The following is a 14267-nucleotide window of genomic DNA, read 5'->3' on the forward strand; positions in this document are numbered from 1 at the left end:
ATCTAACGTGTATAGAGGGCTCAATGGCCCTCTTTTTTATAAAAAGTTGCTTGGGGGCAGTATGGACAGAATCATAAAGATCAACGAAGAAAAGAAGGTACAAGTAAAAAAAGCACTTACACTAGCATTCAAGTGCGTAAATGCTATTCAAGGCAAACGTCTTAGAAGCATCCGAACCCAACCTATTCAGAGCAAATACGGAAATTCCGACAAGGTGCTAGCATGCTGGTACAAACAGGTACGTGAATTCGAAACCAAACTTGGGTACTTACTGGATGATTTAAATACGGTGCTCCCTTACCTGGAGTGGGTCAATCAAGTACAAGATTTAGGAATCAAAAAATCTGAATGCAAAGGCCAACTTTTAGAGGTTGATTACATTACATGTAATCTCCTTACCAATCTGATTTACAAGTGTACCGCTTTTACAGAATCCTCAGAACACCAAGTAGGTCGATTTACATTCCACGAAATACTTCATGAGTTCATAAATTTAATGACTGTAAGGCATGCACTTGTTTACGGGCTACCACCTAAAATTGAAACAGTCTTCCTAAAGATGATCCGCAATAAACAATCAAGCTTTTTTAAGAATGGCTTTATCCCAGATCTGTTTGTTGTTGATGCTTGCAGTGAGATCAATAACACACTTAAAGCCATTAAATGTAGTAAAGATCGCGTATCTACCCACTCTGTAGAGCCTGGGTATAAGCTTACAGCTGAAGAAGCTAGCTACTACGATTTATATATACTGTAGAAAAATTTGACTGGTCATTATGGCCAGTCAAGCGCTCTCCACTAACAGGGGTCCCCCCCTAGTCGCCACCGAGGCCCACCCGCCGGACTTACCCCTGCATCACTAGGGCTCGTCCCTCACCAAGTTCTGCCGCTCAAGGCTGCTGTCCACCAGCGCTAGGACATTGCCAACCAACCCCCGTTGTCACCGTCCTAGCAGAATGCTGGTGGCCATATGATTCGCCTTCGGCGAGCTAAAAAGCATTTGTATCGCTTTTCTTAACGACTTCGCCTAAAAAGCTTTCCCTCTGTCGAGCCCCATTGTGGCCCCTTTGTCCGGGCTAAAGTCAACAAATATAGTTAATTATATTTAACAATTGTATGTGTATTAATATGGTATTTATGTGTGAGGTTAGATATAATTATTAACAGTTAATCAATGATATACATTGCTTGGGGGCAGTATGGAAAATTTAGCATTAAAGTTAGTACCCGTTTCAGAACAATTTGAATCAGAATCCTTTTATCAAACACCTGAAGAGATCAAGAAGGAGTTCGAGGTCTCCTCAAAAACTTCAATCGCACGTAAATCTGTTAGTGCCCCATTAAAACAGTTTCTCTCACAGTTCCCTCATTTAGTGTCAGCCCCAGCTTTGAACTATGCGAAAGGGCGTGAACAAGAAAGTAAGGACACTCAAGCTATATACGATTTATCAGGTATGTGTGCAGAGTACGATTACACATTTTGTCCTGATCTAGACATTCTTAAAGCGCATTACTCATTTGTATATTGTGGATATTGCACCAATGTATTGCCCCCTTTACCCAGAAAACAGGTCTGGAAAAACCTAGCTAAGCTCTGTAGTCAAGAGGGCGGCATAGTCGTTGTTTCAGCTCGCTCTAATACGGACCGAGGAATTAAGGGAGTACCGGAGTTTGATGGGTTTCGTACACTCCGAGGTACGTATCAAAAAGGATATTTTAAAGATGAGTTGTTTTTTGAGGCGAAAGAAGTCTTTTCCCACGTAATAGAGCTCAAAACAAAGGGCGCATTTAGGATGGTCATTTGTTCACACTCGAACATCAACTTAGACCAAGGGGAAGGCTAATGTTTGATATCAACAACCAATATACAACAGTTGAGCTTAGCACTGGCCATATAAAGGAAGGAGATGTAGTTGCCCTTGATGAAATCTCTAAGGAAGAATTTTCATTAGTAGCAAAACGAAATACGGGCTATTTCATTAAATTGCATACACAACACGATTTAAATATCCGTAAAGAATATTCTGACGAGCTAAATTTTATTCTTTCGAAAGCAGCCCAATTGGGTTTTAAGTGTGTAGAGTTAGATTCAGATGCAGGAGAAGAGCGATCATTGCCGATCTTTGAGTGGTCCTAACCTATAGAATTTAGCCATCGTCTCGGTGGCTAAATTGCTCTCCACTAATACGGGTTCCCCCTAGTCGCCACCGAGGCCCACCCGCCGGACTTACCCCTGCATCCCTAAGGCTCGTTCCTCACCAAGTGCTGCCGCTCAAGGCTGTTGTCCACCAGCGCTAGTACGATGCCAACAAAACCCCGTTGTCACCGTCCTAGCAGAATGCTGGTGGCCATATGAATCGCCTTCGGCGAGCAAAAAGCATTTGTATCGCTTTTCTTAACGGCTTCGCCTAAAAAGCTGACCCTCTATCGAGCCCTATTGTGTCGCCTTTGTCCGGCCAAAAGTCAATAAATTTAGTTAAATATATTTAACTAAATTTAGTGTTGTTATGTGGTATTTAGCAGTCTGTTTGGTATAATGGCTATTATGGATTGGGGCAGAAATGCTTTAATCGTTGATTGATATTCAGGGCTTGGGGGCTTTATGAAAATTATCGTAACTGAAGGTGCATTTAAAGGTTGCAAGGGAGCACTACTTGAAGTGCTGGAAGATGGATTCTCTTATGTAAAACTTGAGACTTCAAAGGGTAGTGAAATTAAAGTTGTTTTGCGGGGCAATGAGTTTGACCAATATACGGAGTTTTTAACTTCAGTTCGATTTGGCTCTTCAGAGAGCAAAGCTTTCGTTGTCAGTGCTATCAATCCTAAGCATGCAGCCTATATTGCAGCCCAGAACATTAAAGAGTGTTGTAAAAATGAAAATGTTCATGACTTTTTTGTCGATTTGGTAGCTGACCGAGAATTCAATATCAGTCAAGGATTTCAGTTCTCATCCAAAGAGCTAGAGCAAGATTTGTTTACTGGCTTAATAGCTTAATCTCAAGGAGTAAGAGAGGAATATCCATGCTGAAATATATTGAAAATAGCTTAACTTCAATACCATTGTGCGAATCAAGGTTTACTTCTGGAGAGGAGGTCATTGTCGTTAATGGTTATGGCTTAGTTCTGCAAGGCTTCAAAGTGATAGGTTTCTCACAACCGTGTCAAGAGAGGCAAGCCTATATTCACTTAGATTGGGACTGCTATTGGTTCTCATTACCAGATAGCAGGGTATTTAAAACCTATGAGCTGAGCTCTTTTTATCGTATCTACTCACCAACCAAAGGATTTTTAGGTTTGGACGATGATAACAGCCTGATCTGGCTCAGTAACTCGCAATACAGTGAACTTTACAGTCAAACCACAAAAGACAACTTTTCAGCTACTTCAATGTGTGAAAACGGTGTTGCTGATGCTGTTTATGTTAAAGCATTAGACTCAGAACCTACCAGGGATTAACGCTCCCCAAGCGACCAGCCCCGGCAATATTGTCGGGGTTTTTTTGTCTCTCGTGTTAATGAAATCATAGAACTAAAATAGAAACTTAAAATTGCTCTCCACTAATAGGGGGTTCCCCTAGTCGCCACCGAGGCCCACCCGCCGGACTTACCCCAGCATCACTAGGGCTCGTCCCTCACCAAGTTCTGCCGCTCAAGGCTGTTGTCCACCAGCGCTAGTACGATGCCAACAAACCCCCGTTGTCACCGTCCTAGCAGAATGCTGGTGGCCATATGATTCGCCTTCGGCGAGCTAAAAGCATTTGTATCGCTTTTCTTAACGGCTTCGCCTAAAAAGCTGACCCTCTATCGAGCCCTATTGTGACGCCTTTGTCCGGGGCAAAGTCAATGTGATTAGTTAATTATATTTTACTTTATTTAGTGTTTAAATATGGTATTTGTCTATGGGGTTAGATATAATTATTACCAGTTAATCAATTAGATATATTGCTTGGGGGCATTATGGAAATTACAACATTTATAGACGAAGATGGTCTGTCATTCATTCTTTCACAATCATTAGGAAATGTTGAGGTGCTTTATGACTGCGGCTCTTCCGTACTTCTAGACACCCCTGGTAGAGCGGAATACAAAAAAAAATTTGGTGCTAGTCGTCCCTCAAGAGCAATAGTTGTTCACAGCGATACAAAGCCCAATTGCTTAAAGAGTCTGTTCATTATCAACAATATGAAAATGTCGGCACCCTTAGAAGACACTTTCTATTACCAATGGCTGGAGAGAAATGAGTGCGATACTCGCCAGGTAACAGGCAATAAGATCATTGATAAAGCCAATTTTTTGAACGCTCTTGGTTTCCACCCAGACATTCACTTCATCAGTGAGGATACTTTGACTGTAATCAAGCATGCACATGACCATTTCTTTTTCAACAAACTTAATGAGAAAGAGCAATCTGATGATCACTCCATTGAACATGAACTGTCATTGCTTCTACCAATAGACAACACACTAGTATTACCTCAAAAGCAGCTGAAGCACTACAAAGCGATAAAGAACTTATTACTTAAGGCTGGAGGCAAATACAAAAAAGGGGCATTTCATTTCGAGTATAGAAACGTAGTTGATATACAAAAGAAACTTATCGAAGGAGAAGAGCTCAATGATAAGAAAAAATACCAAATGTTTTTCTCTCCGGACACTCTAGCAGATGAAATGATGATTGACTTAGATCTCAGGCCTGAACATAGATGGATGGAACCTAGTTGCGGCGATGGTAGGTGTGCAAATCGTATGGCTCGAATTAGTGATAATGGTGTTGCTATCGAGCTGAACCCTCAGAACTTCGACATGCTTAAGCATCATAGATACGCAACTCACTGTATGGACTTTATGGAGTACCCTGAGGGTAATAAGTTCGACCGTATTTTGGCTAACCCCCCATTCAATAAGCACCAGGACATTAAGCATATAAGAAAGATGTTCAATCACTTAGACATCGGTGGCCGCTTAGTTACCATAGCAAGTGATGGAGCGGTTAACGGGACCCGTAGAATTCAAAGAGAATTCCAAGAATGGCTGAAGGAGCTGGGCGCATCGGTCACTAGTTGTAAAGAAGGGACTTTCTCCGAATCTGGTACACAAGTGAAGACTGTAAAAATAGTGATTTCAAAAGGTAAATCTAATGAGTGTTAAATGTATAGCAAGACCTAAAGAAGGCGAGAGCTGTTTAATTACTGGACTAGAGGCATCTAATCTATATTGCTATGGGGAAAATTTTATCTTGAAGGAGTTGGTACCAGCTCCAGCTGATGGTTGGACCTACGAAGATTTAGAGGAGTGCTGCTCTAAGTTTGAATACGATTATGCAGATGTCTATCTAGGCGAGCAATGGATAGGCAGCACAGAAATTTAGTGGTTAATTGAGAATGCCATGGCCTTAGATTTTTTAAGGGCCATGTCACCCCAGGAATTCACTAAAGACGAACAGAGTAATAGAAAAAATACCACAACATAGATGTTATAATGTGGTATTTTAATTCGTGTTTTGTTATACTCTTTACATGGCTTGTTAATAAATTCAATTGCTTGGGGGCAATATGAGACACAATAATATTCTCATTTCTTTTGAAGAAATGAAGCAATTTCTCAAGTTTCATTACAGACATTCACGGCTATATGGCCGTAACAAAGATAATGGCTGGGATGATGGATACGGTGACCGCATTGTAGAGGCTTATCATATCGATATCATTAACGGTAAGCGCTGCTATATCTCCCGGCATGAGCACCAGAAAGCTGATGGCTTAAGTTTCTCTTCCCAGGATGTATTCAACTATATTGGATACATTTCATCAAATGACACCCTCGAGGCTGAGCTTGAAGTGTTAAAAGAAATGCTAGGCACTGACAGTCAAACAGAACCTAAGTTAGGTAAGAGCTCACATGTTACTACTAAAGATTTGGCAAAACAGAAATATGCTATTTACACGAGAATTTTAAGCCTTCGACCTCGAGCTAAAGTTTCTTGAGGATTACCAGTATAAAGTTTTATTTCGTTCGGCAACTAGGAGCTAATCTTATGAGTAACAATATTATCGCTTTCTTATTAATAGCAGCACTTTCTCCCTCGGTCAGCGCGGTGGGTCAAATCGATGAGAACGTGAAATATACCTCAATACCAACGGTTCATCATCTGAACCAAAAGTAGTAGAGATACTTCAAAACCCCTCAAAAAAACTCAGTGTTAAGCACTGAGTTTTTTTTTGTCCTGTGAACAAGATATTGAGATGAATTTTCTCTCCACTAATAGGGGTTCCCCCTAGTCGCCACCGAGGCCCACCCGCCGGACTTACCCCTGCATCCCTAAGGCTCGTTCCTCACCAAGTGCTGCCGCTCAAGGCTGTTGTCCACCAGCGCTAGTACGATGCCAACAAAACCCCGTTGTCACCGTCCTAGCAGAATGCTGGTGGCCATATGAATCGCCTTCGGCGAGCAAAAAGCATTTGTATCGCTTTTCTTAACGGCTTCGCCTAAAAAGCTGACCCTCTATCGAGCCCTATTGTGACGCCCTTGTTCGGGCCAAAGTCAATAAATAAAGTTAAGTATATTTTACTATTTATAGTGTGTTAATATGGTATTTATTGGGGGTGTGAGTTATAATGTTTTTAAGTTAAGAGAACAACTTATTCTTAATCTATTTTTCCGATGCTTGGGGGCAACGATGATTAAACCAATTTCAGTTACTGTATTATTTTCTGAATCAAAAATGCTTGAAGAGAAAGATTACTCTATCGAAGATTTTGAACAACTTGCTCATGAAGTAGCTGCAAAATGCGAACTAGGGTATGAAAAGACAGATGTTAAGGTAACTTTCGATTCTGGCACGATTTTCAATATTGACCTAAGCCTGGGTCGTGGTTGCGACAAAAGTATAAAAGAGCGCCTAGGGAAGTTGAAATCGTATGTAGAAGAATTCAAGGAGCGATTGACACGAGAAGAGCTGCTTGAGTTTGGTTTTCTAACTAAGGTCGATTTAGAAGATATCGACAACAGCAAGAACAAGGCACTTTATTCCTCTATTATTGCCGAAGAAGCTAAGCGCAAGGAAGAGGAAGAAAAGAAAGCATACGAAGAAAGGCAAAAGCGCATAATGGAACATCGGAAAGCGGTAGAGGCTTTCCAGGACAACTTATCTATCCCTGAAGATGCCCAGGCGGTTATCGTTGCCAAATTTACCTCTATGAGTGATAGATCAGACCCTTATACTGATTATTATGAAACACAAACTAATAGAACCATCATCCTGGCATGGTCAAAGCACACCCGAGATCTATTTTCTGAGATGCGTAAAGCAGCGCTAAACCACCAAGACACCGCAGCCCTATCCGACAAAGAGCTTAGTACAGAGCACAGAGAAAAGTATTCTATGGGACGAGGCTTTTATCTGACAAATAAAGATTACATTCGTTGCGGTATAGAAATTAGAAAGATAGTGCTCAACACGAACGATAAAAAATCAAGTGTTCCTTATGGAGAAATAGCTATTCCAGAAAAGAAGGTTACTGGCAAGAAAACAGAAAACAGTAGTAATCAATCCGAAGTAGACCTTAAGAACTCTATTGTTGGGAAGGCCAAGCCAATTGAGGTGATGCATCACACAAAAAAAGGCCATTTAGTTTTCGTGGTGAACTTCGAAGAAAAACAAAGCCCTGATGTTTTTAAGTCGTTGCTTTCAGTGGCTAAGGAGAACAATGGGTATTACTCAAAGTTTAAATCTGATGGCGCTATCCCAGGTTTTCATTTTACTGACCGTTCGGATGTAAATGGCTTCTTCAAATGCATTGGTATGTTGGCTGATTACTCATGCCTTAACGAGCCATCTAGTAATGGTCAGCAAGACAACTCTAACAAGGAGCCTATCAAGCTTAATCATTCCGAAGTCGTCAGCGTCGAAAGTGGAAAAGAGAAGGAAGGGCAAGGAAGTAGCTACATCAAATCTATGATTGCCAATAAGAAAAAGCAACATGAAGATGTAAAGAAATGGATTGGATTTACTAAGGTTATCACAGTACAGGTGGGTAGCTTTCCACAGGAACAGATAGATAAGCAGTCATTTCTCGATATGTCAGAGTTGTTCTTAATGTCAGAACCAATCGTTAGTAATAACACTGTGGTTTATAGCTATGAAGATACGATTTTCACACTCGAACTTGAAGCAAACATTAGCTTGAATGTACATTAGACTTGGTATTGGTTTTGGGTTGTTTTTTATGTGGAAATTATATTATTACAATTTAGGTGGGTCAGCAGTAGAGAGAAAGCCTGAACCTCTTTCGCATACTTTAGAAGACAGCCTGAACATTCTCGAGCGTAGGTTTAAAAGCCAATGCCTAACAGAAGTGGTGAAGGCTAAACATTTTTCCTTGTACTCTATCTGTGTCCCCCATAAGGGAAAGAGCAATCAAAAGTCAATTAGTGGAAGATTGCTGGTATATAGAGAACCAGCACCAGAATAACCGCTCCCCAAGCGACCAGCCCCGGCAATATTGTCGGGGCTTTTTTTTCTCTGGTGTACATAAAACCAATCAACTACAATCGAAACATAAAAATTTCTCTCCACTAATAGGGGATACCCCTAGTCGCCACCGAGGCCCACCCGCCGGACTTACCCCTGCAGCGCTAAGGTTCGTTCCTCACTAAGTGCTGCCGCTCAAGGCTGTTGACCTCCAGCGCTAGGTCGTTGCCAACAAACCCCCGTTGTCACCGTCCTAGCAGAATGCTGGTGGCCATATGATTCGCCTTCGGCGAGCTAGAAGCATTTGTATCGCTTTTCTTAACGGCTTCGCCTAAAAAGCTGACCCTCTATCGAGCCCTATTGTGTTGCCTTTGTCCGGTCCAAAGTCAATCAATATAGTTCAGTATATTTTACTATGTAAAATGTGTAAATGTGGTATTTTAGGGCGTGTTTTAGTATAATTTCCTTAGTTGCTTATGTAACTATCTATTTGAAAACAATTGCTTGGGGGCAATATGAAAACAGAGTTCTGCAATTACGATAATCTTAAAAAAGTCGCTCAAGGCCAAGCAATGCTCTTTGTTTGGCCAAATGAATTAATCAATAAATCACTCACAACAATTTCTTTTACTGATGAATCTAAAGAACTAGGTCTTCAACCACTACTGATAGACGCATTCACTGCTTCCATATTAGTAAAGGTGTTAGATGCGCTAAGAGAATCAACGCAAGATAAGGTTAAAGAGAGAATTCAAACAGACAGAGCGAACTTCTGTCTGTTCTACGAAAGAGCAATGAGTGTCATCTGACAAGCAAGATCATTTGTAAATGTTAGGAGGAAAGACATGTTTAAGTACTTACCAATAGCAGCTTTTCAAGCTGAATCGTTGCCAGAGACGAATGCAATTGCTACTACCCCCGATAAAACTGAATATTATCTAGACATAGCCGCTGCCAAGGAGCTTTCAGTATATGACCAACTGGTAGATATTGAGCCAGAAATTGCCACATTGGCTGAAAGCGGTACGGAAGTAATAAACCTAAGTGTTTACTAATTAATGGGTACTTGACCCCAGGTAAGCCGCAATGAGTAAACATTGCGGCTTACCTGCTCTCCACTAACAGGGGTTCCCCCTAGTCGCCACCGAGGCCCACCCGCCGGACTTACCCTTGCAATGCTAGGTCTCGTGCCTCGCCAAGTATTGCCGCTCAAGGCTGTTGTCCACCAGCGCCAGGACATTGCCAACAAACCCCCGTTGTCACCGTCCTAGCAGAATGCTGGTGGCCATTAGAATCGCCTTCGGCGAGCTAAAAGCATTTGTATCGCTTTTCTTAACGGCTTCGCCTAAAAAGCTGACCCTCTGTCGAGCCCCATTGTGTCGCCTTTGTCCGAGGTAAAGTCAATCAATATAGTTAAGTATATTTAACCATATTAGGTGTGTGAATGTGGTATCTTATGGCATGTTTTAGTATAATTTCTTTAATTGCTAATGTAACAATACATTTGAAAAACAATTGCTTGGGGGCAATATGACCAAAACAATAAGCAGCTTATCTATAAGCAAGAGAAAGAAGTACATAACTACCTGCGGAAAGACCATATCGTTGTGCCCTGAAATGCACATCTGTAACTATAATTACATGGATCAATATGGTACTCAGATTGCGAGAAGGAAAGAGCTGTTCCAGAAGAATGAAAATGCATATCTCTATTTTTCATACAATCTGGAACCAGGCAGTCCAGTGTATTACTTTTCGAATGGTTACAATGGGATTCACATCGATGACGTAGACCGGGAGGACTGTCTATTCTTCGGTATTATCCTCACTACTCAGATCATAGAAACGGACCTACTCATCATTTTTTTAATGTCTAAGATGCTGGTCAAAAAGAAAATCAGAGAAGGGACATATGTCTATGGCATTCATGACAAGACACTACCAGGACAGCTAGCACACCACGAAGTCGTATGGGATAAGCGCAAACAACTTTTCAACGATCATTCTGAAGTAATTAAGAAAATAAATGAGATTCATAGCTACCTTACAAGCAAGGAGATATTAGAACTCCATAAGGAGGCCGTTCATCATTCAATCACTGCTAGTAAGGAGAATGTATGAGATTAGTAGGATTAAAGGTATTCAATAAAGATAAAGTATTAAAAGGGAAGGTTACCCAGCAATACACATCCAGTACTGATGATAGGGAGGTGCTACTAATCAACGATGATTATGAGATCTGTATAGAGCAGGTTGATTACATACTCTTCACTCTAAAGCCGGATGAGCGTGGTGAGCATCTAAGAATAAAATAACCTTATGATAGCGGCTCAGGTCCGCTATCGAGCCTTAAGCCAGAAGAAAACATAATATCAGTCTCTTTCAATATCAAAGCTCTCAATAGACTACCAAAATTACATGTGTATAAATGTGGTATTTAACTCGGCCACTTGCTATAATATATAATAGTTGTTAGCAATTGCTTGGGGGCAATATGAAATTTAGAGAAATTGATGGAAAGCAACAGGTTTGTTTCGAACTGGAGGACATTCCAAGTTTTGGCAGTGACATCTGGTTTCAGGTCGAATGCTTAGATGGTCTGTATTGTTTGCTTCTTAGTTACCTACGAAATTGCGGACCAACAAAGCAAGAAGAGACGATAAATAAAAAACGTAGACTCGCATTGCTACACATAAGAAAAGCATGGTGGATAATAAAAAGACAGAGATTACCTTTAGATGTCGTCAAAGGATTTAGTGTGTCAAACAAGTTTGCAAAACTTAAAGGCTTTACAGTTCTAGGATAGATTAAACTACAAGGTAATTGAGTGATGACTGATACAAGTGATCTACGACATGTGTATAGGCTAACACAGCTTGGCAGTGGTACATGTAAGTTTGGCGACTGTGAAGTTTGCAACGAGCATTTTGATACCGGTTACTACCTAGTTCAAATGAGAGTGTATCTGAATAGATTTACCGGGAATGAACATTTGACATATTCAGGGTGTTTTACACTATTTGGTCATAAAGAGTGCTTGATTACTCAAACATGACTATATCGATGATTTTTATCATACGCTAAAAAGAGGCTCCCAAGGGAGCCTCTTTTTATTAGGTGGGTTTGTGAGATTTTAGCTCTCCACTAAGAGGGGTCCCCCCTAGTCGCCACCGAGGCCCACCCGCCGGACTTACCCCTGCATCCCTAAGGCTCGTCCCTCACCAAGTTCTGCCGCTCAAGGCTGTTGTCCACCAGCGCTAGGACGATGCCAACAAACCCCCGTTGTCACCGTCCTAGCAGAATGCTGGTGGCCATATGAATCGCCTTCGGCGAGCAAAAAGAATTTGTATCGCTTTTCTTAACGGCTTCGCCTAAAAAGCTGACCCTCTATCGAGCCCTATTGTGTTGCCTTTGTCCTTCCCAAAGTCAATAAAATATGGGAACAATAATTTATAAAATATTGTGTTATCATATGGTATATTTGTAAGGGTTAGTATATAATAACGCCAGTTTAATCAATTATTTAAATGCTTGGGGGCATGTATGGAATTAAATACTTTTACACATATGGTTACTGGAGAGGAAACTTTTATACCTGCTATGGTATTCATCCCTAACACGAACCAGCGCTTATCAGTGATGTACTGCGAAGAGTTAAAGGCGGTTGTTTGTATCAATGGGGGTTTATTCCTACCAGCTGACACTGAAGCAGCTTGCAATGGAGGCGTTGCTGGTACTCTTCAACTAGCATCGGCTTATGAAGTAGGACAGAAAGAGGACACTAAAAAAACAATCAAGCTAGGCTCATGTGAACCAGGCACAGCAACAGAATTTGGTACTGTTAGTAAGTCAACAAACACAAAACAATATAACGCTATCGTCTTATACAACTCAATAACTGGGAGTATTCATTCAGCGTATGATGACGAAGAAAAGGCAAATAGCGCTTTTGATAAAATCTGGTCATTAACGCAGTTCCCATCAATGAGGCTCAAAAAGCTGACTTACTGGTCAGACATTGGTAAGGCTCATCAATACCTAGAAGGTGTATCAGTAGACTCTTGTTGTGCTTGATATCAACAACCTGCCCAAAGCGGCAGGTTGTTGATTTGCTCTCCACTAACAGGGTTCCCCTAGTCGCCACCGAGGCCCACCCGCCGGACTTACCCCTGCAGCGCTAAGGTTCGTTCCTCACTAAGTGCTGCCGCTCAAGGCTGTTGACCTCCAGCGCTAGGTCGTTGCCAACAAACCCCCGTTGTCACCGACCTAGCAGAATGCTGGTGGTCATAAGATTCGCCTACGGCGAGCTAAAAGCATTTGTATCGCTTTTCTTAACGGCTTCGCCTAAAAAGCTGACCCTCTATCGAGCCCTATTGTGTCGCCTTTGTCGGGGCTAATGTCAATCAAAAAAGGCAACAATAATTATTAAATATTTGGTGTTACAATGTGGTATTTTTTGGGGTGAGGGTGTATAATAAATACATGAAAACAAAGGCATAGTTTTCATGTTAACTGATTTTTAAATAGCTTGGGGGCTAAAATATGTCAATTGATAAAAACTTCGCATACTCACTTCCTTGTACTGTAGGTAAGCAATTCAAACCATTTCATCTAGTGAATGTTCCAGCTTCAGTATTGGTCTCACTACTAAACATCGATAACAAGGGTAGTGTACTTAAACGTAGCCAGCGAGAGGTAAATATGAAGCGAGCGAAAGATTTCGCGAAATACCTTGTGAACAACTATAAGCGTTTTTACATCATCCCAACTATCATTGGTGTGGTTGTGTCGAAGAAAGATAAAAAGCCTGAATTTGAAGAGGTTATGGAAGGAGCGCGAGTTGGTCTACTTCATATATCTATGGATAGTTCCATTAAGCTATTCGATGGCCAACATCGTTCTGTTGGAATCGACTTCGCTCTAGAAATGTTGTGTGATGAACTCGCCGAGTTAGGTTTTGATCTAGAGAACGTAGATGTTCCTATTATGCTATATACGAACTTGACACTTAAAGAGAGGCAGTTGGGCTTTTGTGACATCAACCAAAACTTGGCCAAACCTCAACAAAGTATTTCAGATGCCTTTAATACACGTGACCCTCTTCCATGTTTAGCTCGTTACATAACTGAGAACTGCGTTGCGTTTAAAGACCTGGTTGATATGGAGCACAATACGATCACCAAGAAGTCTGAAAAGTACTTTCCTTTGAAAGCTATCAAAGATATCAACCAAATCCTGCTGGGGTTGAGTAAGGAAGTAAAAGAAATCTCTGATTCAAAGTACCAGCTAGCAAACGAGTTTTGGACTACTGTTTCTAGAGCCATGGGTTGGGGAGGCTTAGCATTCAGCGATACGTCAGCAGAAGAATTCCGTAATACCTGTATTCTAACTCATGTAGCTACACTAAAGGCTGTTGCAGTAGCTGGAAATATCGCAATGAATCACTATGGCTCTCTCGAAGCAGTTCAGTGGGATAAGCTTGAAGAACTTAACTACTCACGCGATCTAGGTACGTCTGACTTTACTGGCCGCATCATAGATGACAAGAGTGGCAATATGTCAGTGAATAAAACTAGCATTGACTTGGCTGCAAATAAACTCCTTACAACCCTGGGTGTACCACTTTCTGAAGCACGGCAAAAGTTAGAGGATCAGTACTTTGGTTCTCAAAGTATGAGCGATGATAGTGGTGACATTAATGGAGCAACAGAACAAGCCGCTTAACCAAGCTTTAATTAGAGAAGCCCTGACTAAGTTCAGGGCTTTTTGTTGCGAGTAAACAATATAACGCATTCACA

General features: G+C 41.2%; 16 protein-coding genes. All 16 read left to right on the top strand.

Annotated features, from left to right (window positions below; all coding sequences use genetic code 11):
- Positions 1 to 61 precede the first annotated feature (61 nt).
- A complete protein-coding gene (locus R7H07_RS18065; RefSeq protein ID WP_025767156.1) occupies positions 62 to 757 on the top strand; it encodes a hypothetical protein in 696 nt (231 codons plus the stop codon).
- Positions 758 to 1199: 442 nt separating this feature from the next.
- A complete protein-coding gene (locus R7H07_RS18070; protein ID WP_025636769.1) occupies positions 1200 to 1844 on the top strand; it encodes a hypothetical protein in 645 nt (214 codons plus the stop codon).
- Positions 1844 to 2137, top strand: coding sequence for a hypothetical protein (locus tag R7H07_RS18075; protein WP_025636768.1), 294 nt, complete (start codon positions 1844 to 1846; stop codon positions 2135 to 2137). Before R7H07_RS18070 ends, R7H07_RS18075 begins: the two co-directional genes overlap by 1 nt.
- A 465-nt stretch (positions 2138 to 2602) precedes the next feature.
- Positions 2603 to 2995, top strand: a complete 393-nt coding sequence (locus tag R7H07_RS18080; RefSeq protein ID WP_025636765.1) for a hypothetical protein — start codon at positions 2603 to 2605, stop codon at positions 2993 to 2995.
- A 26-nt stretch (positions 2996 to 3021) separates the two neighbouring features.
- Entirely contained in the window at positions 3022 to 3456 is a 435-nt protein-coding gene (locus R7H07_RS18085) for a hypothetical protein (protein ID WP_025636763.1), read from the top strand.
- A 500-nt stretch (positions 3457 to 3956) separates the two neighbouring features.
- Positions 3957 to 5147, top strand: coding sequence for a class I SAM-dependent methyltransferase (locus tag R7H07_RS18090; protein ID WP_206926122.1), 1191 nt, complete (start codon positions 3957 to 3959; stop codon positions 5145 to 5147).
- A gap of 88 nt (positions 5148 to 5235) precedes the next feature.
- Positions 5236 to 5367, top strand: a complete 132-nt coding sequence (locus R7H07_RS18095; protein WP_254919935.1) for a hypothetical protein — start codon at positions 5236 to 5238, stop codon at positions 5365 to 5367.
- A 184-nt stretch (positions 5368 to 5551) separates the two neighbouring features.
- Positions 5552 to 5983, top strand: coding sequence for a hypothetical protein (locus tag R7H07_RS18100; protein ID WP_025636572.1), 432 nt, complete (start codon positions 5552 to 5554; stop codon positions 5981 to 5983).
- 50 nt (positions 5984 to 6033) lie between these two features.
- On the top strand, positions 6034 to 6162 hold the full coding sequence (locus R7H07_RS18105) for a hypothetical protein (protein ID WP_257390153.1): 129 nt from the start codon (positions 6034 to 6036) through the stop codon (positions 6160 to 6162).
- A gap of 513 nt (positions 6163 to 6675) precedes the next feature.
- On the top strand, positions 6676 to 8196 hold the full coding sequence (locus R7H07_RS18110) for an LPD25 domain-containing protein (protein WP_138058894.1): 1521 nt from the start codon (positions 6676 to 6678) through the stop codon (positions 8194 to 8196).
- 788 nt (positions 8197 to 8984) lie between these two features.
- Positions 8985 to 9278 carry a hypothetical protein gene (locus tag R7H07_RS18115; RefSeq protein WP_025636822.1) on the top strand — a complete coding sequence of 98 codons (294 nt, stop codon included), beginning with the start codon at positions 8985 to 8987 and terminating at the stop codon, positions 9276 to 9278.
- A gap of 36 nt (positions 9279 to 9314) precedes the next feature.
- Positions 9315 to 9524, top strand: coding sequence for a hypothetical protein (locus tag R7H07_RS18120; RefSeq protein WP_025636820.1), 210 nt, complete (start codon positions 9315 to 9317; stop codon positions 9522 to 9524).
- A gap of 475 nt (positions 9525 to 9999) precedes the next feature.
- Complete coding sequence (locus R7H07_RS18125) at positions 10000 to 10590, top strand: hypothetical protein (RefSeq protein WP_077202324.1); 591 nt, start codon at positions 10000 to 10002, stop codon at positions 10588 to 10590.
- Positions 10587 to 10784 (top strand): hypothetical protein, encoded by a 198-nt coding sequence (locus R7H07_RS18130; protein WP_025636691.1) that lies wholly within the window; start codon positions 10587 to 10589, stop codon positions 10782 to 10784. Before R7H07_RS18125 ends, R7H07_RS18130 begins: the two co-directional genes overlap by 4 nt.
- 1228 nt (positions 10785 to 12012) lie before the next feature.
- Positions 12013 to 12543 (top strand): hypothetical protein, encoded by a 531-nt coding sequence (locus tag R7H07_RS18135; protein ID WP_025636817.1) that lies wholly within the window; start codon positions 12013 to 12015, stop codon positions 12541 to 12543.
- Between the two features lie 468 nt (positions 12544 to 13011).
- Complete coding sequence (locus tag R7H07_RS18140) at positions 13012 to 14193, top strand: DGQHR domain-containing protein (RefSeq protein WP_025636717.1); 1182 nt, start codon at positions 13012 to 13014, stop codon at positions 14191 to 14193.
- The last annotated feature ends 74 nt before the right edge of the window (positions 14194 to 14267 follow it).

The sequence above is a fragment of the Vibrio sp. Vb1127 genome, from assembly GCF_033338735.1.
Classification (GTDB): domain Bacteria; phylum Pseudomonadota; class Gammaproteobacteria; order Enterobacterales; family Vibrionaceae; genus Vibrio; species Vibrio alginolyticus.